The sequence below is a fragment of the Sulfuricurvum sp. genome, from assembly GCF_028713855.1.
In the GTDB taxonomy this organism is placed as follows: Bacteria; Campylobacterota; Campylobacteria; order Campylobacterales; family Sulfurimonadaceae; genus Sulfuricurvum.
This window is the reverse complement of record NZ_JAQTNN010000010.1, coordinates 79,601-103,137: the sequence shown is the minus strand read 5'-3', so window position 1 is coordinate 103,137 and position 23,537 is coordinate 79,601. Positions and strand designations below refer to the sequence as shown.

The 23,537-nt window shown below is 42.2% G+C and carries 20 protein-coding genes; 16 read left to right on the top strand and 4 right to left on the bottom strand.

The features are described 5' to 3' along the window. Positions 1-5 precede the first annotated feature (5 nt). The 8 genes from lysA (at position 6) to dxs (ending at position 9,604) form a co-directional block, all read left to right on the top strand. On the top strand, positions 6-1,208 hold the full coding sequence (lysA, locus tag PHI47_RS10305; protein WP_299936792.1) for a diaminopimelate decarboxylase: 1,203 nt from the start codon (positions 6-8) through the stop codon (positions 1,206-1,208). 5 nt (positions 1,209-1,213) lie between these two features. Next, entirely contained in the window at positions 1,214-1,996 is a 783-nt protein-coding gene (locus tag PHI47_RS10300) for an HAD-IIA family hydrolase (RefSeq protein ID WP_299936790.1), read from the top strand. Further along, positions 1,993-3,075 (top strand): prephenate dehydratase, encoded by a 1,083-nt coding sequence (gene pheA / locus PHI47_RS10295; protein WP_299936787.1) that lies wholly within the window; start codon positions 1,993-1,995, stop codon positions 3,073-3,075. Before PHI47_RS10300 ends, pheA begins: the two co-directional genes overlap by 4 nt. Then, entirely contained in the window at positions 3,072-4,166 is a 1,095-nt protein-coding gene (gene hisC, locus PHI47_RS10290; RefSeq protein ID WP_299936784.1) for a histidinol-phosphate transaminase, read from the top strand. Before pheA ends, hisC begins: the two co-directional genes overlap by 4 nt. Positions 4,167-4,177: 11 nt before the next feature. After that, positions 4,178-5,905, top strand: coding sequence for a flagellar basal-body MS-ring/collar protein FliF (gene fliF, locus PHI47_RS10285; RefSeq protein ID WP_299936782.1), 1,728 nt, complete (start codon positions 4,178-4,180; stop codon positions 5,903-5,905). A gap of 9 nt (positions 5,906-5,914) precedes the next feature. Further along, positions 5,915-6,940 carry a flagellar motor switch protein FliG gene (fliG, locus tag PHI47_RS10280; RefSeq protein WP_299936779.1) on the top strand — a complete coding sequence of 342 codons (1,026 nt, stop codon included), beginning with the start codon at positions 5,915-5,917 and terminating at the stop codon, positions 6,938-6,940. 5 nt (positions 6,941-6,945) lie between these two features. Next, complete coding sequence (fliH, locus tag PHI47_RS10275; RefSeq protein ID WP_299936776.1) at positions 6,946-7,713, top strand: flagellar assembly protein FliH; 768 nt, start codon at positions 6,946-6,948, stop codon at positions 7,711-7,713. Positions 7,714-7,786: 73 nt separating this feature from the next. Continuing rightward, the gene (gene dxs / locus PHI47_RS10270) at positions 7,787-9,604 is read left to right on the top strand and encodes a 1-deoxy-D-xylulose-5-phosphate synthase (RefSeq protein WP_299936773.1); all 1,818 of its coding nucleotides are present in this window, start codon (positions 7,787-7,789) and stop codon (positions 9,602-9,604) included. Here the strand turns inward: dxs and pgeF are convergent. Then, positions 9,591-10,340 (bottom strand): peptidoglycan editing factor PgeF, encoded by a 750-nt coding sequence (gene pgeF, locus PHI47_RS10265; protein WP_299936770.1) that lies wholly within the window; start codon positions 10,338-10,340, stop codon positions 9,591-9,593. The genes dxs and pgeF overlap by 14 nt on opposite strands. 134 nt (positions 10,341-10,474) lie before the next feature. Between pgeF and PHI47_RS10260 the strand changes: the two genes are divergently transcribed. Together PHI47_RS10260 and PHI47_RS10255 are read left to right on the top strand one after the other, a co-directional pair. Continuing rightward, entirely contained in the window at positions 10,475-12,430 is a 1,956-nt protein-coding gene (locus tag PHI47_RS10260; protein ID WP_299936767.1) for a methyl-accepting chemotaxis protein, read from the top strand. A 100-nt stretch (positions 12,431-12,530) separates the two neighbouring features. Then, entirely contained in the window at positions 12,531-13,535 is a 1,005-nt protein-coding gene (locus tag PHI47_RS10255; protein ID WP_299936765.1) for a DUF4760 domain-containing protein, read from the top strand. 24 nt (positions 13,536-13,559) lie between these two features. Here the strand turns inward: PHI47_RS10255 and PHI47_RS10250 are convergent, their stop codons facing one another. Continuing rightward, positions 13,560-15,683, bottom strand: coding sequence for a TonB-dependent receptor (locus tag PHI47_RS10250; protein WP_299936763.1), 2,124 nt, complete (start codon positions 15,681-15,683; stop codon positions 13,560-13,562). Here PHI47_RS10250 and PHI47_RS10245 point away from each other — a divergent pair. The 6 genes from PHI47_RS10245 (at position 15,662) to PHI47_RS10220 (ending at position 21,639) form a co-directional block, all read left to right on the top strand. Then, positions 15,662-16,348 carry a YfiR/HmsC family protein gene (locus PHI47_RS10245; RefSeq protein WP_299936761.1) on the top strand — a complete coding sequence of 229 codons (687 nt, stop codon included), beginning with the start codon at positions 15,662-15,664 and terminating at the stop codon, positions 16,346-16,348. The genes PHI47_RS10250 and PHI47_RS10245 overlap by 22 nt on opposite strands. Positions 16,349-16,374: 26 nt before the next feature. Further along, entirely contained in the window at positions 16,375-17,616 is a 1,242-nt protein-coding gene (locus PHI47_RS10240; RefSeq protein WP_299936838.1) for a GGDEF domain-containing protein, read from the top strand. Between the two features lie 151 nt (positions 17,617-17,767). Continuing rightward, a complete protein-coding gene (gene ovoA, locus PHI47_RS10235; protein WP_299936758.1) occupies positions 17,768-19,186 on the top strand; it encodes a 5-histidylcysteine sulfoxide synthase in 1,419 nt (472 codons plus the stop codon). Beyond that, the gene (locus PHI47_RS10230; RefSeq protein ID WP_299936756.1) at positions 19,158-20,342 is read left to right on the top strand and encodes a pyridoxal phosphate-dependent aminotransferase; all 1,185 of its coding nucleotides are present in this window, start codon (positions 19,158-19,160) and stop codon (positions 20,340-20,342) included. Before ovoA ends, PHI47_RS10230 begins: the two co-directional genes overlap by 29 nt. After that, positions 20,335-20,742, top strand: a complete 408-nt coding sequence (locus PHI47_RS10225) for a pyridoxamine 5'-phosphate oxidase family protein (protein ID WP_299936754.1) — start codon at positions 20,335-20,337, stop codon at positions 20,740-20,742. The genes PHI47_RS10230 and PHI47_RS10225 overlap by 8 nt, the downstream gene beginning before the upstream one ends. A 210-nt stretch (positions 20,743-20,952) precedes the next feature. After that, the gene (locus PHI47_RS10220; protein WP_299936752.1) at positions 20,953-21,639 is read left to right on the top strand and encodes a dUTP diphosphatase; all 687 of its coding nucleotides are present in this window, start codon (positions 20,953-20,955) and stop codon (positions 21,637-21,639) included. On the opposite strand, the gene PHI47_RS10215 is transcribed toward PHI47_RS10220, so the two are convergent. Continuing rightward, positions 21,627-22,508: a lipid A biosynthesis lauroyl acyltransferase gene (locus PHI47_RS10215; RefSeq protein ID WP_299936749.1), complete on the bottom strand. Its 882-nt coding sequence runs from the start codon at positions 22,506-22,508 to the stop codon at positions 21,627-21,629. The two genes, PHI47_RS10220 and PHI47_RS10215, sit on opposite strands and share 13 nt — an antisense overlap. Continuing rightward, complete coding sequence (waaC, locus tag PHI47_RS10210; RefSeq protein WP_299936747.1) at positions 22,505-23,503, bottom strand: lipopolysaccharide heptosyltransferase I; 999 nt, start codon at positions 23,501-23,503, stop codon at positions 22,505-22,507. The genes PHI47_RS10215 and waaC overlap by 4 nt, the downstream gene beginning before the upstream one ends. Between the last annotated feature and the right edge of the window lie 34 nt (positions 23,504-23,537).

Genomic DNA, 23,537 nt, shown 5'->3' with positions numbered 1-23,537 from the left:
TACGAGTGATCGATTTTAAAGCTCTGGCACAAACCTACGGAACACCTTTGTACGTGTACGATTTTGATGCGATGAAAACGCAATTTGAATCATTAAAAGAGGCATTTCGCGGGCGTAAATCGATCTTGGCCTATGCCGTCAAAGCCAACTCAAACCTTAGTGTTGTTAAACATTTCGCACAGCTAGGATCGGGTGCCGATTGTGTTTCAATCGGTGAAGTTCGCCGTGCACTCATGGCCGGAGTACCGAAATACCGTGTTATTTTTAGCGGTGTCGGTAAGCGTGACGATGAAATTCGTGAAGCGATAGAATCCGATATCCTTTATATCAATGTTGAGAGTGAAGCGGAACTAGGGCGTGTTGAGATGATCGCACGGGAAATGGGTGCTAAAGCCCGAATCAGTATCCGTGTTAATCCGAATATTGATCCTAAAACGCATCCTTATATCTCCACCGGTTTGCATGATAACAAATTCGGAGTTGAGATCGTAGCGGCAAAACGGATGTACATCCAAGCGAAAAATTCCGATCACCTTGATCCGGTAGGGATCCATTTTCATATTGGAAGCCAACTGACTGAACTGGAACCGATTTATGAAGCGGCGGTCATTGTTGCCGATTTACTTCGCTCATTGCAAGCGATTGATATAGAGTTGAAATTCTTTGATATCGGCGGTGGACTTGGTGTCCGTTATGATAACGAAACAACCATTGAACCTTATGATTATGCGCAAGCAATTCTCTCTGCCATCAAAGGGATCGATGTTACGATCATTTGTGAGCCGGGACGCTTTTTGACAGCGAATGCCGGGTATTTTTTGACTAAAGTACTGTACGAGAAAAATAATGGAGCGAAACGTTTTGTCATGGTGGATGGAGCAATGAACGATCTTATCCGTCCGAGTTTGTATAAAGCGTATCACCGTATCGAAGCAATTGACAAGTCAGGTGAAGAGAGTGCTGCAGATGTGGTCGGTCCGGTGTGTGAGAGCGGTGACTTTTTGGCTAAAAACTATCCGCTTCCAATGATGGAACACAATGATTTACTCATAGTCCACAGTGCCGGAGCCTACGGTTTCGGAATGGGAAGTAACTACAACACCCGTGGACGTTCTGCTGAGATTGCGGTTGAAGAGGGGAAAGAACGGCTCATTCGACGTCGCGAAAACTTCGAAGACGTGATCGCATTAGAGCGTGAGTACCTGTAGGAATCATGATGTATTTTATTGATGTGCAAGGGACGTTGATCGAAGATAATACCAAGCTTCCGACTCGTGGAGCGGTAGCGTTTATCGACTATCTCAATGCTCATCAAATTCCCTATATGGTCATTACTAACAGCACCAAAAACCCGAGTGATGAGTTTTTAGGGTATTTGAACTCCATAGGATTGAATATACCCCGCGAGCATTACCTTGATCCGTTGATGATGTTGGAACGCCATATTGATAAAGCCCAAAGAATTGCGGCATATGGATCGGAACCTTTTTTGAACGTTGTACGTTCTCTGGGATATTCCCTCGATTATGCGTTGCCGGATGTTGTTTTGGTGGCAATCAAAGAGAATTTTAATCCTGACGAATACGCGCAAATGATCGAGTTCCTCCTTGGCGGAGCGGCGTTGGTAGGAATGCATGAAACAACCTTGTACGTCAAGAATCATAAACGTTATCCCGGAGTGGGGGCGATTTTAAAAATGCTGGAGTTCGCGACATCTGTCCCTTATACCGTTGTCGGAAAACCGAGTCTCCCGTTTTTCGAGGAAGCACTCTCTATGCTCTCTATGCAACATGAGGGAGCAGCGTTCCATGACGTCACTATTATCAGTGACGATGTGAAAGGGGATCTTATCGGAGCACAATCGCTGGGGATGAAAGGGATATTTGTCCTCAGCGGTAAATATCGATCGGCTGAAGAAATTATCCCGTCTTTGAAACTTCACGAGCGTCCGGCAGAAATTTATGCCGATATGCAAGCAATATTGGAGCGTTTATGAATACATTAGAAGAGTGCCGAGCACGAATTGATGAGATAGACAACGAGGTTGTCGCTTTGTTGAACCGCCGTATGGAGGTGGTACGCCGTGTCGGTGAGATCAAGCATGAAAATAAAAGTGCCGTCTATCGTCCTGAGCGAGAAAAATCGATTATTGATCGTTTGACACATTTGAGCGAAGTATCGGGAGGATTGCTTAATTCTGCGGCGATTGAAGCCGTTTTTTTAGAAATTTTTGCCGTAGCGCGTAATCTTGAACTCCCTGAGCGTATTGCATATCTGGGGCCGGAGGGAAGTTTCACCCATCAGGCGGCGGAATCTCGTTTTGGGGCTATGAGCGATTACCTCTCACTGGGCTCTATCGAAGCGGTATTTAAAACCCTTGAAGCAGGACGGGCAAAATTTGGGGTGGTTCCTATTGAAAACAGCCGTGATGGTGTTGTAGGTGAAACGCTCGATTTGCTGGGGAAAAGCAGTGTAAAAATCGTGGCTGAACTTTACATGCCGATTCATATGGCATTTGCAACAAAATCGGAAAAAATTCAGGATATCAAACGAATATATTCCAAAGATAAAGGGTTTGGTCAATGCCGGGAGTTCTTGCAGGAACATGGGTTGAGTACTATAGAACATATTCCGGTGGAATCGACGGCAAAAGCGGCTATTTTGGCTTCGAAAGACCCTGAAGCAGCAGCGATATGTTCCCATATTGCGGCAAAACTCTACGGTGTTCCGACATTGTTTGAAAACATTGAAGACGCCCATAACAATGCAACCCGATTTTTTATCCTCAGTGATTTTAAAAACGGTATCAGCGGTGAAGATAAAACATCGATTTTGGTTCGTTTGAAAGATGCCCAAAAAGCGGGTGCATTAGTTCATTTTCTTGAAGATTTCAACAATGCGGAAATTAACCTGAGTAAAATAGAAAGCCGCCCATCACGGGATAATGACGGTTTTGGCTACTGGTTTTTTATCGATTTCTTCGGTCATATTGATGAAGAAAGAGTTCAAATGTTAATCCAAAAACACAACGATGAAGTGACATGGCTGGGCAGCTATGTTAAGGGAGAATTATGAAATTTAATGACGCATTAGAGAGTATTAAAACCTACGAGGCGGGTAAGCCGATCGAGTTGGTTGTCCGAGAGTACGGAATCGATAAAGATTCTATTGTGAAGCTGGCCAGTAATGAAAATCCGTTCGGATGTTCACCGAAAGTGAAAGAGGCGGTACATTCCATCATCGATAATATGTCTCTTTATCCCGATGATTCGATGGTGAAGCTGAAGATGGCTTTATCGGATAAATACGGTATTAAACCCAACGAATTGATCATCGGTGCGGGAAGTGATCAGGTGATCGAGTTTGCAATTCACGCCAAAGCGCACGCCGGTAGTAAAGTACTGATGAACAGCGTAACGTTCGCGATGTACGAGATTTATGCCAAGCAGGTAGGTGCACAGATACTCCGTACCGCATCACGCGAACATAAGATGGATGAGTTTTATGCCCTTTATCTTGAACACAAACCATCCATTATTTTCCTTTGTACCCCGAATAACCCGACCGGTGACGGACTTAACGCAAAAGAGATGCTCTCCTTTATTGAAAAAGTGGATAGCGACACCTTGGTGATTGTCGATGGTGCGTATATGGAATATGCCCGATTTAAAGATCCTTCTTTTGCGGTTGAACCTCACGATTTGGTTGAGCGGTTTGACAATGTCCTTTTCCTTGGGACATTCTCAAAAGCGTATGGCTTGGGGGGAATGCGTGTCGGTTACGGTATCGCTCAGGCTCCTATCATTGAAGCGCTGTACAAAGTCCGTCCTCCGTTTAACATTACGACCCTTTCTCTTGAAGCGGCTTCTGTGGCGCTGGAAGATGAAGCATTTGTTCAGGAATGCATTGCCGATAATTTTAATCAAATGAGCCGTTATGAAGCCTTCGCACGTGGAAAGGGTATCGATGTGATTGAAAGTTATACGAATTTCGTCACTTTATTGCTTCCTGAAGAAAAAAAATCATCGAAAATTGCGCAAGAACTCTTAAAAAAGGGTATGATTGTACGTGATTTAAGCAGTTACGGATTAAACGCAATTCGCGTGACCATCGGTACATCGGTTCAAAACGATCGTTTCTTCGAACTCACTGATCCTTTATTATAAAATAGGTAAAAATGGATTTTAAGGCCCTTTTCTCGCAACTCGTTGTTTTTTTCGGAAAGCTCAACCAAGCACAAAAGATTATTATCGGTGCAGCGGTTGCTGGGATTGTGGCATTTTTGCTTTTTTTAGTCGTTTACACGTCTGATGGAGCCGGCGGTGAGAATGGAGGGTATCAAGTCCTTTTTGACTCACTATCTCCTCAAGATGCGGCGCAAGTGGTGCAACAACTTGAAAAAGACAAAATTCCCTACAAAATTCCCCGTGAAAATGTGATTGAAGTCCCCAAAGAGGTTGTCTATAAAGAACGAATTACGATTGCTTCTATGGGGATACCCAAAGAGGGACATGTCGGATTTGAGCTTTTTGACAAACAGGAATTCGGTGCAACCAATTTTGACCAAGAGGTAAAATTCCGACGGGCGTTAGAAGGGGAGTTGGCACGATCGATCGATTCTCTCGGGCCGGTTGAAAAATCAAGTGTCTCTCTTGCTCTTCCGAAAGAGACCCTTTTTGTTTCTGAAGCCGTTCCCCCTTCGGCCTCGGTTATGGTTCAGCTTAGTGCAGATCAAAAACTCTCACCAAAGCAGATTCGAGGGATAAAAAAACTGGTTGCATCGGCTGTACCAAAACTTACTCCTGAAAATGTCACTTTGATCGATTCTGAGGGTGAAACGCTCGGGGATAATGATGCGGCATCGGCGATGGGTGAACTCTCCTCTATGCAACAGCAGTATAAAACCAAAGAAGAGAAAAAACAAGAAGAAAAAATTCTCAATGTTCTTGCTCCGTTTATCGGCGGGAAAGATCGTATCGTTGCCAAAGTCACTATCGAGTACGATTTCTCAGAGCAAAGCTCCACATCCGAAAAATTTGATCCTGAAAATGTTGTTCGCAGTGAACAGACATCTGAAGAGAAACGTGATGGTGGTACTCCTGCATCAGCTCAAGTCGGCGGTGTTCCGGGAGCGGTGAGCAATGTAGGACCGGTACAGGGATTAGCTACAAATGCAACCGGGGAAAAGTATGAGAAAACAACCGGTACCACCAATTATGAAATTTCTAAAACCGTTTCGACGACAAAAATGGAATTCGCCCGTATTAAGCGGATGACAGCAGCCGTTGCGGTTGATGGAAAATACGAAGCCAAAAAAGGGCCGGACGGACAACCCACTGAAGAGAAGGAATATATCCCGTTAGATGAAACGCAGCTTCAGGCGATTGATGCATTGGTCAAACAATCGATCGGTCTGGATGAAAAACGGGGGGATTTGGTAACGGTACGGAATTTTGAATTCCAGACGACCAAAGAGGGTGATGTTAAAAACCCTGCAACTAAGACGACAGCCTTTATTGATACCTATTTGGCACCGTTTTCCACCTTCTTCAAATATTTGTTTGTTGCTATACTTTTGTTTGTTGCTTACAAAAAAATCATCATTCCGTTTGCAGAACGTATGCTTGAATTTAGCCGCGAAGAAGAAGAATTCGAAAAACCGAATCTTGAAATTGCAGATGATGAAGATGAAGATTTGGTTGAAAAAGTTCAGCAGATGCGCAAAAAAGTGGAAAGCCAGCTTGGCCTTGGCGATAGTTTCAACGAAGATGAGCTTAAATACGATGTATTGCTTGAAAAAGTACGCGAAATAGCTGAAGAGCACCCTGAAGAGATCGCCTCGTTAATTCAAACATTGATTGATGAAGAAACTGTTCCCGGCGGCGACATCATGAACAAGCGATAGGAGGGAAGAATGAATTTAACACCGTCCCAGCAAGCCAATTTCGATGAAATGAGCATGACGCAAAAAATTGCAATTTTATTGGTCCAATTGGGTGAAGATGTCACCGCTACCATTTTTGCGCGAATGAATGTCGAAGCGATTACCGAAATATCCAAATACATTGCCAATAACCGATCGATTGAAAAAAGTTTGGGTGCGGCTGTGTTGGAAGAGTTTTATGCGATTGTGCAATCCAATCAGTATCTGAATACGGGCGGTTTGGAATATGCTCGTGAAATTTTGTACAAAGCTCTTGGACCCGACGAGGCGAAAAAAGTATTGGAACGTTTAAGTAAAACGATGCAAAATACCCAAAACTTTGCTTATTTGTCTAAGATTAAGCCGCAGCAATTGGCTGACTTTATTATGACGGAACATCCGCAGACAATCGCACTTATCTTAGCTCATATGGACCCATCTGCCGCTGCGGAAACGTTGTATATTTTTTCGGATGACCTTCGTGCGGAAGTAGCTATGAGGATGGCAAAACTGGGTGATATTTCACCGTCCATTATTAAGCGTGTCAGTGCCGTACTCGAATCCAAACTCGAATCGTTGGCGAGCTATAAAGTGGAAGTGGGCGGTCCTCGTGCGGTTGCCGATGTGTTCAACCGTTTGGGTTCAAAAGCTTCCAAAGCAACGTTGTCACAAATCGAGCAGCTCGACCAAGAACTTGCGGCGTCAATCAAAGAGATGATGTTCACCTTCGAAGATATTGTCGATCTAGATGGTAACAGTGTTCGAGAAATCCTCAAATCGGTGGATAAAAACGATCTTATGTTGGCCCTCAAAAGTTCTGCAGATGAACTCAAAGAGAAGTTTTATGCCAATATGTCGCAACGGGCGAAAGACTCATTTATCGAAGAGATGCAGTTTCTGGGTGCGGTTAAGGTCAAAGAGGTGGAAGGTGCTCAGCGTAAAATCGTGGATGCCGTCCAAGCATTGGCGGAGCAGGGTGTATTACAGTTGGGCGAATCTGAAGAGCTGGTGGAGTAAGCTAGATGGATGTGGTTATTCAGCAGGATCGTTCCGGTGCGCATAGTATCAGCAAGTACCAGTTTAAAATTCTCTCTTCGTTGTCGGGGGCAAGTATCGGTGAAGCACGCCAGGAACTTGGAGCTCAAGAAGGAGCGATAGAACGGCGCAGAGACAGTGCCCCATCTGCTAAAGACGAATTGGTTGAATCGCTGATGAAAAAAGCTGATGAGATGAGTTCAAACGTCATTAAAATGCAAATGCGCCTTGAAACGATGCAAGAAGAACATGTAATTGCTCTCGAAGAAGCAAAAAAAGCGGGATATGAAGAGGGTGTTACAGCCGGAATCGCTCAAGAGCAATCACAGCGTGCAGGGCAGAGTGCGCAATCGCATGATCAGCTTGCGCAATCCGTTAAAACGCTTGAAAATGCTGCGGCAGAGTTTGTAAATGCTTTGGTTTCGATACAAAAAGAGTTGACCCATACGGCACTAGAGATCGCTAAAGAAGTAATTGGGATTGAGACACATGACAATAGTGCTAAAATAGCTGCAAAACTCTCCGGCGATTTGATTGAAGAGCTTAAAGATGCTTCAAAAATTACTCTGCGGGTCAATCCGGCGGATCACGGATTTATATCCGAAAAAGTGGGTTCACTCTCACATGTGGAAGTATTATCCGATCGTGCCATCAGCCCCGGTGGTGTTGTTGCAATCAGCGATGTAGGGAATATCGATTCTGAGATTAAAAAGCGTTATGAGCGACTTAAGCGTTCGCTTTTACTGGAATCGTAAAGCATTTTCGTAAACATTCGCTTTTATACTATACTAACCGTAATATAACTATTTTTTAGGACAGTGCATCATAATGAATATCAAAAATTTTACCTTGTCGCAGTTGGAAGAACTCTCTCAGAAAATACGGGATCGTATTTTAGAGGTAGTCAGTACAAACGGTGGACATCTAAGCTCCACATTGGGGGCTACAGAGATTATCGTAGCGATGCATAAAGTATTTGATTCAACCAAAGATCCTTTTATTTTTGATGTTTCTCATCAGTCCTATGCCCATAAACTTCTCACTGATCGATGGGAGGAATTCGCAACACTTCGTCAATTCAACGGGCTAAGCGGTTATACGAAACCCTCCGAATCTGAGAGTGATTATTTTGTAGCCGGGCACAGCTCAACCTCGATTTCTCTCGGTGTCGGAGCCGCAAAAGCGATTGCCCTCAAAAACGAGCAAGAGAGCCGTATCCCCGTCGTTGTAATCGGTGATGGTGCGATGTCAGCTGGAATGGCGTATGAAGCACTTAATGAACTGGGTGATCGTAAATATCCGATGGTTATTATCCTTAACGATAATGAGATGAGTATTGCCAAACCGATCGGTGCGATCAGCCGTATGCTAAGCTCAGCGATGGCAAGCCCTTTTTATCAGCGTTTTAAAAAGAAAACAGAGCAGTTTGTCGATAATTTCGGCGAAGGGGCACACTATCTTGCGAAGCGGTTTGAAGAATCGTTTAAACTCATCACACCCGGTATATTGTTTGAAGAGATGGGGATTGAATACATAGGTCCGGTAGACGGGCATGATCTCAAATCGCTTATTGAAATTTTGAGCATGGCCAAAGCAATGGGGAAACCGGTTTTAGTCCATGTACAGACGATTAAGGGCAAAGGCTATGAAATCGCTGAAGGGAAGCATGAAAAATGGCACGGTGTCTCCCCTTTTGATCTTAAAAGCGGAACAGCCAATACTAAAAGCTCAGCTAAAAGTGCCACGCAAATCTATGCCGATGCTCTTATGGAACAAGCACTTAAGAACGATAAAATCGTAGGGGTTACCGCTGCGATGCCTAGCGGAACCGGACTCACGCAGTTGATGGAAAAATATCCGGATCGTTTTTGGGATGTGGCGATTGCCGAGCAGCATGCGGTTACGTCTATGGGAGCATTAGCTAAAGAGGGGTTTAAGCCCTTTTGTACCATTTATTCTACCTTTATGCAACGAGGGTATGATCAAGTGGTTCATGATGTGTGTTTGATGGATTTGCCGGTTGTATTCGCAATGGACAGAGCCGGAATCGTCGGTGAAGACGGTGAAACCCATCAGGGGGTATTTGATATCAGTTTTTTACGTCTTATTCCCAATATGACTTTATGCGCTCCACGTGATGAAAAATCATTCCACCATCTCGTTGAATATGCTGCAGGTTATGAGCGCCCTTGTGCGATCCGCTATCCGCGAGGGTCCTTTTTAGAGGCTGAATTACCCGAATCGGTTCCCTATGAGACAGGAAAATCTCAGTTACTGATTTCGAATACAACAGATCTCTTGTTTATCGGATACGGTAACGGGGTTGGACGTGCGGCACAAACGATGGAATGCATGGAAGAGAAACCCTCGTTGCTCGATTTGCGTTTTGTGAAACCTTTGGATACTGAGATGTTGCGCAATATGGCTATGAAACATAAGAAATGGTATGTATTTAGTGACTCGGCACGTATCGGGGGAGTAGGAAGCGCATTACTCGAATGGCTTTGTGAAGAAAAAATAACCGATGTAGCGGTAGTGACATTTGAATACGAAGATGAATTTATCAAGCATGGAAGTACAAAGCTCGTAGAAGAGTCCTTGGGACTTCTGCCGACGCAGTTAGCCCTACGCGTTAGCGAAGGATAATAACTCCGGCAATGCGCCCTGTGTGCTGCTGATCGGCTCGATATGAGAAATACTGATCATGATGGCATGCCGTACACTCATTTACCAATTCGACCTTTTCAACCCCTAAGTGTTTTAACTGCATACACAAAATGGTATTAACATCCAAAAAGATTTTTTCATTTTCAAAACGGAGCGCTTCTGGATATCCTTTAGCCCGTGTTTCCTCTGCAATGCTGCTATTGATTTCATAACAGCATCCGCTGATGGAAGGACCCAAAACAACATTGATCTCAGAAGGGGTTGAACCGAACTCTAATCCCATAGCTATAATGGTCTTTGGTAGAATTTCATTGAGTGCACCAGCACGTCCGGCATGGACAACCCCAATCGCTTTATGGACAGAATCATATAAGAGAACAGGCGTACAATCAGCACTCATGACCATCAGTGGGATATTGGGACGATTGGTAATGAGGGCATCACATTCAGGCACAGTATCGAAGGTAAACGTTTCATCGACAAGGGTGATTTTGTCCGAGTGAATTTGACGCATATGGATCAGTGAGTGACGATGGTAGTCCATGGTGCGTGCAAGCAAATCATGATTTTCTAAGACATCGATAGGATCATCCCCCACATGAAACGCGAGATTTGCATCGGTGTAAGGTGTTTTAGACACTCCGCCGTGACGGGTAGTAAAACAGGCGGAAATATCGGGGAAAAAGGATAAGAATATTGAATTGATGATTTTCATTTAGTGAGTATAGCAAGAGAGGCTTTAATGCGGTATATTTTTTGATTTAAATCAATTCTATTTTGCAACCGCTCGGTTATACTAACTTTAGTGATTTGTGAACAAAAGTCACTTCTTAAAAAAAATGGGAAGATATGAAGACAAGTATTAAAGTAAGATTGATTATTTTGGCAATATTGCCACTCTTGGCTATTTTAGGGCTGGGGGCTGGGAAAATTGTTTTTGATATCGGTATCAAAGATAATCTTATAGCAACAAAAAACCGTATATTAGAAGCTGAGACTCTTTCGTCTGTTATTCATTTAATGCAAATAGAAAGGGGTATGAGTGTTGGTTTTGTTGCATCCAATGGCGTAAAAAATAAAGATAATCTCCCGGAGATAAGAAATAAAGTGGATATTGCGATAGACGAGGCAAAAAAAGTTTATGCTTTAACCCTTGGTGATAATTCGGTTTTAAACAATGTAAGTAATCTCCGTGAAACAAGAAACGAAATTGATTCCCTCTCTATTAGTATTCCAGAGACAGGTGCTTATTTTTCAAAAACTATTGTTGCTTTGGTGAATGCTTCGGCAACTATCCCGACACAAATTGAAGACAGGGATGCGCGAAATATTATTCAAGCCTATACTCATCTTTCTATGGCAAAAGAGCAACTGGGACAAATGAGAGCTAATTTAAATGGGGCTTTTGCAAAAGATGTATTTATAGGAGATACCTTTTTTAAATTTGCGAGTAATGTCAGTGCTTATACAGTAAATTTATACAACTTTACAAGCTTGGCAACTCCTACGCTTAAAAGCTTTTATGAAAACAATTATAAAGGCGAATCAGTAAATCAAACCATGGCTATGATAGAAATAGCAAAAGCAAAAGGACAAAATGGCGGCTTTGGAGTTGATTCTTCTGTTTGGTTTACTAACGTAACGGCTTCAATGGAGATTCTCAGAAAAGTTGAGATAGAGCTTTATAAACATGTCACAGAACAGATAGATAAAAAGATAAAAGAGACAAAACTTGATATGATAGCTATTCTCGTCTCTTTTATTGTCGGCACTGCTGTTTTTACTATTTTCATCCTTTATTTTATAAAAGTATCTATTTCAAAGCCATTGGATAACTTTAAAAAAAGTCTCCATGAGATTAGCACAAGTAAAGATTTGACTATCAAAGCGGATGAAAATGCCCCATTTGAATTGTCTCAAATGGCAAGTAGTTTCAATTCGCTTATTCATGCATTAAGAGACCTGATCGAAACGGCCAAACAAGGCTCAGCCGAAAATGCTTCCATTTCTCATGAGCTCTCAGCAACAGCGATAGGTGTTGGTAATAATGTTGAAAAATCGGTAATGGTAATTGAACAATCCACTGCCAAAGCAAGTGAGATTAAAAATGAGCTAATTTTTGCCATCCAAGATGCTCAAAAGAGTAAAAAAGATATTGCAATAGCAAGTGAACATCTTGATGCAGCACGCAATGATGTTATCACTCTAACGTCACGAGTACAACAGGGGGCCGAACTTGAGATTGAACTTGCCCTTAGAATGGATACGCTCTCGAATGAAGCAAATGCAGTAAAAGTTGTTCTAGAAGTTATTTCTGATATTGCCGATCAAACCAATCTTCTAGCACTGAATGCTGCGATCGAAGCTGCACGCGCCGGAGAACATGGCCGAGGATTTGCTGTTGTAGCCGATGAGGTTCGTAAGCTTGCTGAGAGAACTCAAAAATCATTAACGGAAATCAATGCTACTATCAATATTATCGTTCAATCTATCGGTGATGTAAGTGGACAAATGAATATAAATTCGTTAGAAGTTCAGGATCTTGCAAATATTTCAATGAATGTAGAAGAAAAAATCAATGCCAGTGTAAATATTGTGAATGCGGCTGTAATAGCGAGTGATAAAACGGTTACCGACTTTGAAAAAACAGGACATGAGGTTGAATCTATTGTGGCATCGATTTCAGAAATCAATAAAATCTCTTCCCATAATGCCAGAAATGTGGAAGAGATTGCAGCAGCTGCCGATCATCTTAACACAATGACGGATGATTTACACGCTAAACTGGAAACATTTCGTACATAAAAAAGGCTATAAAGTCTTTTTAATATTTTCCTTCCTTTTTAGTATATACCGATTATACTACTTCAATATATAGTATTTATTTTCAGTGTAAAGGGTTGGTATGGATGCGGATACATTAGGGGTGATAGTATCGCTCATAGGAGCTGCATTTGTTGCTCGTCAGACGTATGAGCATTTTATCCGGAACCGGGCATTCGCTTACATTGAACGGTTTAATCACAAAGATTTTATGGAGCTTCGGATTACTATTGAACAGTGGATCAGTGAAAATTCCAATCCCTCCAGTCTTTCGACATTGTTAAAGTCAAAAAAGACGGAGGATATTTCGATGTCCGTGAAGATACGTACCTATTTAAATCTTTTTCAAGAGCTTGCTGTCGCCTTTGAGAAAGGGATGGTGGATAAACATATTTTTTATCGAAATTTTGATTATTTGATTGTTTCAAATTGGGAGCGGTTCGCTGATTTTATCTATACTGTACGGGCATTAACCGGAGATTTTACAATTTATAAACGCTTTGAACTGATGGCCATGGAAGTGAAAGCGGCTAAAAAAACCAATAGTGTGACGGGTAAAATTTATGTTTTCGGATACGGTTCCTTGATGCTTGAAGAGAGTATTCATAAAACCCTGCAACGTCAGGCGAATCAATACCCGCTGTTTGATGCAACGTTAAACGGGTATGTTCGCGGTTGGGATATTGTGATCGATATTTTTTCCGATACGCTGCAACGTCCTATCAAAGCACTGTTTTTAAATGTACGTAAAAGTACGGAGCGTTCTGTGGACGGGATGATTTTTTCGGTGACTTTCGAAGAGCTCAACCATCTGAAAGAGAGGGAAGTCAATTATGATTGTATTGAAGTGACACCACATGTTTCTTCATCGATTTTACAATCCTCTGACGTAGTTGTAACGTTTATTGGCCAAAGCGAACATTTGCTAGAAAATTGCAATGAACGGTGCTATGTGATGCAGCGGTATCTCAATGTTTTGGAAAAAATAGAGCCGTTGCATTCACGTCAATATCAACTCATGAAAGAATCTGCCTCTTTTGAAGCGGTAGTATTGGATGGAACTTATTCTTTCCCCTCTCACGGATGAAGAGAACCTATTCTATCCTGATCATTAAAACTTGTGCACGTAGCTAAAAAGATAGTTTCTTCCCTCTCTTTGTATCCCGCCGGCAGTATTGTAGTAATAGCTTGGATCTCTGATATCTTCGTTAAATATGTTTTTGACCGTCGCTCGGATTTCGCTTGAGGCTGAAAATTTATAGGTGAGTGTCTCATCAACGATATGCTGCTGATGCACTGTTGTATCTGCATCATCATCTATAATCCAACCTATCTGCGATTGAGTCGTTTTTGAAAAATATTGCCATGTTGTTCCAAAAGAGAGATTATCGATCGGTCGGTAGATATAGATTGCTTTGAGCATGACTTTGGATATATCGGGCATAGATTGACTACGGGAGACCGGATAATCTTCTTCCGGAGGAGTGGCATAGCCTGCTTCAATGTACGAAGCATTGAAATAAAAATCATGTTTGGGTTTTGACTGAAAGTTGTATTCAAACTCAAAGCCTTTGCTTATTCTGTCATTATAATTTTGGTATCCGGGAATCGTAGAAGAGAACTCTTCCAAATCGATGACATTTTTAAGCTGGGAATAGAAGAAATCTATGGAGAATTTATTATTAAAGTCCGGTGAGTATATTGCGACAGCCTCATAGGTGTCCGTCTCTTCCGGTTTGATGTTTTCAACTCCTGCACGGTAGTTGATGTGTCCATTGGCATAGGCTTCCGTAAACGTAGGAGCTCGAAATGCAGAACCGTAAAGAAGCTTGAAAATAGTTTTATCATCAGCCCGATACACCACAGCTGCTCTTTGGCTCCATTTTGTCCCAATATCGGAGTAGTCATCGACGCGTGCACCAAGGATGAGATCCATATCAGGATTAAGAGAGATTAAATCCTGGAGATATCCATATCCAATAGTTCTGCTTTGATTGCCTCTGATAAAACTGGTAGTCGGGTTTGCCCAATAAGCGGGTTCATGTATTGCGTCATACCTGAAAGCTTGATTGCCGATTGTGGCTATATTTTGTGCAATGGCATTTTCGACACTGTTATAATAGTCATCTTGGGCTATTTTCACATATCGCGCTCCAACACCCGCTACGATCTCACTGGATTTGATTTTAGGAAGGGTGAAAATGGTTTCGGCTTCAAAATTTTGTTCTTTGAGTTTCTCAGTAAAGTAAAAGCCGTCTTGCATCGTCACACCCACTACGGAAAATCTAGCAGCTGTAGAGCTAATTGGTGCTATATTGGCACCCTCATTCAACTCCCCATGCGAGAAATTTACCTTAGTCTCTATTCCAACAGCATTGAAGTTTGTTTTATAAGAAGCCTGTGAGAAAAAGTAGGAGTTGACATGTTCTTTCGGGCTGGTAGGGATGGGGTCCATGTCCTCTTCAAAACCATAAAAATTGCCATAAACACTTCGTTTGTATCGAGTAAGGAATTCAAAACCGTCATTTATAGCTTTCAAACCGATGGAAATATCTTTCATTGTTTCATCGGTACCTTCTGTTCGTCCCTCAACAGGGAGTGATTTATCGTGTCGTGTGATGTATCCATCGGAAAATATTTTCCAATTATTTGAAAGAGTGTAGACATTGGCACCTGCTGTAAGCGTGTTATAGCTGCCGGCACCGAGAAAGATTTTATTCTCAACTTTTGAATTTCCCAGTTTTGTGATTATATTGACCGTGCCGTAAAAAGCACCGGAGCCTTGAGTTGTGGAATTCGGTCCGCGAAGCACCTCTATTCTATCTACAAGCTGGAGAGGGAAATCCATATAAAAATCGCTTGAGCCTGAAACTTCGTTGTTGATTGCGACACCATCTACTAAAATCTTGATTTTATCTGAGAGATAGGCATTTGGGTTTTTGAAGCCTCGGACTGTGGACATCGTATAACCCATAGGGCTGAGCTGCATTTGGATCCCGGGGAGCATTCCCAACGCTTCACCGACATTTTGTATGCCGGCATCAATATAGGTTTGCGCATCAACAACACTGACAACGGACGGCATATAATCTACATTGAGGGATTTTTTCGTTGCCAACGTACTTACATTTTCTAAAAGTGACTCGAAATCATTAATTTCTACAGAGGGGTCAGCAGCGTATGATGAGGTAAGCGATGATAGCAAAATGATGTGTGATAGAAGTTTTTTGGGCACAAAAATCACCTTTTTTTTGCACATTTTGCTATACTGATAGTTCTGAATATTTTATACAAATTTTTATAACAGTTCCGTTAAACAGACTAATTAAAGAGGTAAAATTGATAAACAATGTTTTCTTTTTATCCATTTTTATTGTTTTGTTTCAACCCGCTGCTTTGTCCGCATCCTCTTATGATGACTATACGCTAGAGATTTTCTCAAAAATCATTCCTCGGTTTATTTTAATGAGCTCTCAAAAAACGACTATTCAAAATAAAATAGAGATATGTATTTTACATGATAAACTGGATGAGCGAACGGCATCGTCCTTGGTTGATAGAATCCAGAATAATTATCCAAACGGAATTAAAAACTATAAGCTAAACGTTATCAACAGTGATTACACAGATATTGATTTATGTCGTAAAAGTCAATTAGCATTTTTATTTGATACAGATGAAAAAAATATGGACAATTCCATTCGTATGCTAAATAAAAATACCGTTTTTACCATGTCCTATGATGCAAAATATCTTGTGAACGGTGTAGATGCTACGTTGTTTTTAGGGAGAAAAGTTGTCCCGTATATCAATATGAGGGCTTTGCGTCAAAGCGGAATAGAGATTGATAATACATTGGTACAAATATCAAAAATTTATTTGCAAGGAGACAGCAAATAATGCGCGGTGTCAGTATTGAATTGAAAATGATTATAGGATTAATCTTTTTTGCTGTATTTTTGGTGGGATTTGAGCGTTTTCAGTTTTCAGACAATATTGTTCAGCAATTTATTGAATCTAAAAAGTCAAAAAATAAACTATTAATCGACACGATTTCTCCGATAATCGGTTTGAATATCTCTTTGGGTTTAAATAATGCGAATGCAGAGTATTTGAATCAAATTATGAAACAAAACAATGATTTACTAAATTTTGATCTCATCGATTCAAGCGGAAGCAGAATATTTCATTATGAAAAAGCTCCATTGATAGAAATCCAAAAAACGGTTGATGGGGTTCGTTATGCAAGTCAATCCATCAAAGACCCTGTTACCGGGGAAAACGTCGGTACTGTTTATTTGTATTTTGACGATCATGAGTATCAGGCAATGATGGAAAAAAATAAAGAAATAACGATCAAAATTTTTGGCATCAGTTTTGTAGTGCTGATGATTTTTGTCTTATTCATCAAAAGAGAATTTAAATTTTTGAAAAGACTCAGTGAAGAAGTCTTGCAGTATGACCCGCATATTAATAATTTTACCCTCCAAAAATCTGACCGAACGGATGAAGTGGGAGTCATTCATAATGCTATTATCTCCATGGTAACCAAGATTAATGGTTATGCAACACTTTTGGATGATTTGAATCATTCATTGGCAGTAAAAGTCGAGGAAAGAACGCAAGAGTTGCAAAATGCAAATTTGCAACTTCAAGAGCTTTCACTGACAGACTCATTGACGCATTTATCAAACCGAAGAAGTCTCGCGATTCATTTACACGATATATGGGAACTTGCTAAACGTAATCATATTGTTATATCGATAATTATGTGTGATATTGATCATTTTAAACAGGTTAATGATAAATACGGGCATATCATTGGAGATTTTGTTTTAAAAGATATTGCGAATATATTGAAAAATTCACTGAAGAGAAAAAGCGATTTTATTGCACGATACGGAGGTGAAGAATTCATGATCGTTTTGTATGAAACGGAGATTCATACGGCAGAAGAGATATGCGGTACTATTCAAAACAATCTTAAAGATATCAATAAATTCGAATATAAAGAGGTTAAATTAAATTCTATTACCATGAGCTTCGGTATAAGTAGCATTACGCCTAACGAAACGAGTGAATATAACGATTTGATAAAGCTTGCAGATATGGCTTTGTATCAAGCGAAAAAAAATGGTCGGAATTGTTTTGTATCAATAACTGAGTAAGAGATTGTGCTGATTTCATAATACTTTCACAAAAAATATCCATTTTTACACTAATGTTTACTAAAACAATGCTCGGTAATATAGATGGATTCAAGGAGGTCGTTTTCCAAGAAATTTGCTACAATACCCAAAATGTGATAAGGATGATGCTGTGTTACAAAAACAGATGAAAACGGTACGATTGGACGGAGAGGAGAATGATTCTAAACGCACGGAGTTAAGAGCTTATTTTCATCAGAGTTTTGATCTATTTGAATCACTGTTTGAACTTTTGATATCTGATGACGTTTTTTACCGTCAATCCGAACCGACACGCCATCCGATGATTTTCTATTTCGGACATACGGCAATTTTTTATATCAATAAACTGGTGGCATCCGGAGGTTTAAAAGAGCGGATCAATCCCCATTTTGAAGAGCTGTTTGCCGTCGGTGTTGATGAAATGACGTGGGATGCCAGCAGTGATTCTCTGAGATGGCCGAGTATTGATGAAGTCCGTATGTATCGACAAAAAGTTCGTCACCTTGTGGATGAGATGATCGCTACACTTCCCATGAAGCTCCCCATCACGAAAGAGGACCCCTTATGGGCAATATGGATGGGGATCGAGCATGAACGAATCCATATCGAGACGTCGAGTGTTCTTCATCGTCAAATGCCGCTTGAATTTATCCGTTCCCATGAAAACTTTCCTCTGTGTCCGATTCATGGGGATGCTCCTGAAAACTCTCTGGTGTATTTTTCTGCAACGGACGTTAAACTCGGTAAAGGCTTGGATGATCAGGGGCTTTATGGGTGGGATAACGAATACGGCAATGCGGTCATTAACATAGAAGAGTTTCAATCCTCCAAATATCTGGTCAGTAACGGCGAATTTATGGATTTTGTAGCGGCAAACGGATACGGTGTGAGCCGGTGGTGGGATGAAGAGGGGCTGAAATACCTCCAAATCCGCAAAGCGACGTGTCCTGCTTTTTGGATTCCTCAAGAGGATGGGAGTTATAAATATCGCTCGTTAACCACTGAAATTGATATGCCCTATAACTGGCCGGTTGAGGTAAATGCGTTGGAAGCTGAAGCGTTTTGCCGTTGGAAAAGTGCGCAGGACGGTGAAATCTATCGTCTCCCTACGGAGTCAGAGTGGAGAGTGATGGTAGATGCCGCCATGATGAATGAAGAGGTATTTGACGATGAGCGTGCCAATATCAATCTTGCTCATTTTGCCTCTTCTGTCCCCGTAGACACGTTCGCGCATGGTGAGCTCTATGATGTCGTGGGAAATGTGTGGCAATGGACCCAAACGCAGATGGACGGGTTTGAGGGATTTATAACTCATCCGTGGTACGATGATTTTTCGGAGCCGACGTTTGATGGACGGCACAACCTTATCAAAGGGGGATCGTGGATCTCAACGGGCAATGAAATTCTACGAGAATCCCGTTACGCCTTTCGCCGCCATTTTATCCAGCATGCCGGATTTCGATACGTGATCGGTGAGGGTGCAAATGATAGTGATAAATACGACAATATCGATCAGATGTATGCGCGATGGGCAAAACGGTATGGATGAGTTTCGTTTTATTGACCGCAGTGACTCCAATGCCGAAAAATATACGCTGAGACAAAAGCTTTTTCATACCCAAGAGGTTCAGCCGATGTGGGTCGCCGATATGGATATCGCAACGCCTGAATGTGTCATCCATGCGGTTCAAAAGAGACTACACCATCCGATACTCGGGTACGAAATTATGCCCAACAGTGCTTATGAAGCACAGATTGGATGGATGCGTGAGCATCATGGTTTCGAGATAAAGCGTGAATGGCTGAGCTATTCTCCCTCGGTAGTGGCCTCAATCGGGTGTGCGATCCGCGCATTCAGTGAAGAGGGGGATGAGGTGATTGTGATGGATCCCGTCTATCCTCCGTTTTATAGCATGGTAAAAGATAATAACCGATCCTTACTTCTCCATCCATTGAAACAAGATAGCGCAGGGATTTACCGTTTTGATATCGAGCGTCTACGTGCGCAAATTACTCCTAAAACCAAACTGCTATTACTCTGTTCCCCTCATAATCCGATAGGGCGGGTATGGAGCCGTGATGAGCTTCTAGCATTGGGAATATTGTGTCTGGAACACGGTATTCGTATCATCAGTGATGAGATACATTCGGATATCGTCTTCACACCGCACAAACATATCCCGATGGCATCACTCTCTGATGAGCTTTTAAACAATACACTCACGCTGATAGGACCGGGGAAAACGTTTAACATGGCGGGATTTTCGATCTCAACGGTGTGTATCACCGATGAAACGATGCGAAAACGCTATGAAGAAGAGGCACATCGCGTCCATTTGGGAGATGGTGCGGTATTGTCTCATGTAGCGTTTGAAACTGCTTACGCCGAAGGTAGAGCGTGGCATCAAAAACTATTAGAACATCTAATGGCAAATGCCAGTCTCATAGAAGCGTGGGGGTTAGAACACCCTGTGATTAAATTTCGCTCTCCTGAAGCAACCTATCTGGCATGGCTCGATTGCAGAGCTTTAGGATTTGGGGATCGGGAACTGCGGGAGTTTTTTGTCCATAAAGCAGGGCTTGGGCTTAGCCCGGGGCTTAGCTTCGGTAAAGAGGGATCAGGATTTATGCGGCTCAATTTTGCAGTACCGACATCGGTGCTTGGTGATGCGTTGGATCGCTTAGGGAAGGCTTTGAATGATTGAAAAAATTGAGCGCTTTATCCTTGAACATCATCTCCTCTCATTGGCAACAATGGGGGAGCGGTTGTGGTGCTGTTCGATGTTTTATGCGTATGATCCGAAGAGTATATCGTTTATTGTCGCTTCGGATGAGACGACGGAGCATATGAACAATGTGGTGCAAAATCCTCATGTCGCCGGAACGGTTGCGTTGGAGACCAAAACGGTGGGGAAAATTCAGGGGATACAGTTTGCAGGGGAAATGGAGAGATGCTCCGATGGGTTAAAAAGTCTTTATTTCGATGCATTTCCCTACGCACGTGTGATGAATCCGACATTATGGATGATACGGCTCGATGAGGTTAAAATGACCGATAACACTTTGGGGTTCGGGAAAAAAGTTACTTGGAAACGGGAGCTTTAGGAGAAAACAAATTGCACGGTTTTCCACTCGAACTCTGAACGACCATTGAGGGGATCATCTTTGCTTTAAAGCCGTAGGCTTTGCACCCGTGCGGCTGATGGGCTTCCCATGTAACAAAATAGTAAATACATTTATGACAATTTATTTTTTCCATGGGTGGAATATTAGCGTATAATTTGCAAATTAAAATGGGTAATCAAAAGGATAGATATGAATAAATTGCTCTGTATGCTCGAATTGCAACAAACATTGAACGATGCCACCAACGGCAAAGGGTGGGAAAAAGGGACGACCAAAGAGGGTAAATCGATCAATTGGCGTCGCTGTATCTATATGGAATCTGCGGAGATGATTGACTCATTCGGATGGAAACACTGGAAAAGTATTGCTCAACCGACCGATTATGCCAATCTGCAAATTGAGATTGTCGATGTGTGGCATTTCGTGATGAGTTTGGTGTTGGAGTTTACCCATATCCATGGGGCTGAAAGTATTCAAGAATTGGCAACACGAATATCTCAAACACCGGAGTTTCAAAAGTTAAACCAAGATGATACCCTTAGTTTTGGGACGGATGCCCTTTTGATGACGAAAATCGAAAACGTTATGCGTCTTTCACTGATTCCGATATCTGCTGAAATGGTTGGTGCATTGATCGAAGAGTTCTTTGAACTGGCGCATATGGGAGCATTGAATATGACACAACTGTACCGTCTGTATGTCGGAAAAAATATTTTGAACCAATTCCGCCAAGATCATGGCTACAAAGAGGGAAGCTACATCAAGATTTGGAACGGACAGGAAGATAATGCGGTGATGAAACTAGCATGGGAAAATAATCCTGAAATGACTCCCGCAGATTTGTACTCAGCGTTAAAAACAGCTTATCCGGCATAAATTTCCGGATACTCACCTTTCCATCGTTTGTGACACCAGAACCAGAATTTCGGATTGGCACGTATAACCCGTTCTAGTGTATTTACTTGTTTCTGTGTCGCGTCAAGGATAGCTTGAGCGTTGTCACTTTCAACTTCAATCGGATCTTCAAATCGGATGGTGAAGTTTTCTTCGTCATCGGTACGGATATACAGAGCTACGATCGGAGCGTTATATTTATTCGATAAGATGGCCGGTGTCGAGGAGTGATAGGTCGGATGACCGAAGAAATCAACGGCGACTCCGTGGCGGGGATTGCTTGACTGATCGATCATAAGTGAGACAGAACCGCCATTTTTTAGTGCGCGGGCAAGGTGTTTGAGTGCTCCGCTCTTTTCGGCGAGATCCATGCCGTGCGGTGTACGTGATTCGAGTAGATAGGGGTCGAACTCTTCTCGTTTAAACGCTTTGTAGATCGATGTGGTAGGGGTAATCAGTGCTGAAAGTGCGGTTGCTCCGATTTCCCAGTTTCCAAAATGGGCAGAGACAAAAACAATACTTCTCCCCTGTGCCAAAATAGCATCCACCTGTTCTCTGTTTTCAAATCTCACCCGTTTGGAAAAATCGTTCGTAGTATAGTGCCGATTTTCCATGACTTGCAAAAGATTAAGTCCCAAATTACGATAACAATAGTGTTCTATCTTTTCCACTTCTTGTTCATTGAGAGTGTCGGCAAAAGCTAACTGAAGATTTTGTCGAATGACACGGTTACGTGAAGGGGCTAAAAAGCGTGCAAGACGGGCAAGTGAAGTGAATAGTCCACGGCGCCATCCATGAGGCAAACGCATCAACACTGCATCCAACAGCAAAAATAGACGAAACAAGATCATGACAAAAGTTCCTTGGCTTTTTGGATAACGGTATCGGGATGTATATCGCGGATGGAAAAATCATTCCGATTAATCTTCATAATATCGACACGGGAGGGAGATTTGATCCCGATATTGACAGAGGTCGGAAAAATCATCCGTTCATTGGTCGGACCGAATAGGGTGATGGAGGGACGATTCATCGCCCACGCCATGTGGGTCGGTCCGGTATCATTGCCGATGGTCAGATCACAATGGGCGATAAAGGTGACTAATTCTTTGAGTGACATTTTCGGTGCGGTGATGGCATTGTCGGTGTGCTCGGCAATCCATTGGGCATCATTGTATTCCATAACGCTTCCCCAGATCAAATAGCACGGGTAGGGGAGGTTTGAACAGACAGCGGCGAAGTGTTCTTTGGGATAGCATTTGCTTGGCCAAGAAGCTCCGATGACACAGGCAATCGCTTTACCCTCACGGGGGAGCGATACAGGTCGTGGCCCTTTCTCGAATACATCACTTTTGGAGAGAATATCGTTTTCGTCATAGGGGATATTCAATGCCTCAGTAATGACTAGAACATTGCGCGTAACGACTCCCATTTCATACGCAATAGCAGAAGTGGTATTGTAAAACCGTGCGGCAATCCCTTCGCGTGCACTGTAGCGATCAAAACCGTGTACATTTCCTTTTAGAAAATAGGTAACCATCGCCGATTTCAATAATCCCTGCGCGTCAATAATCTGATCGTAGGGAGGACGGTTTTTGAGAGTGTGAATTGACTCTTTTAGGAGCGTGAAACTTTTTGTTTTTTTAATCCGTTTGATGGGGACGGCGATCACTTCATTGATGAGAGGATGATCTTTTAAAATAGGGGCAAACGCCTCTTCGACAAACCAGTCAATCGTCGCATCGGGGTAATGTTTACGGATGATTTGCAAGACGACAGCCGTGTTAACAAGGTCGCCCAGAGCGCTTAGGCGTACAATAGCGATTCGAAGAGTAGACGTATTCATAAGCGTAACTATAGCGCAACTAAGCTACAATCCC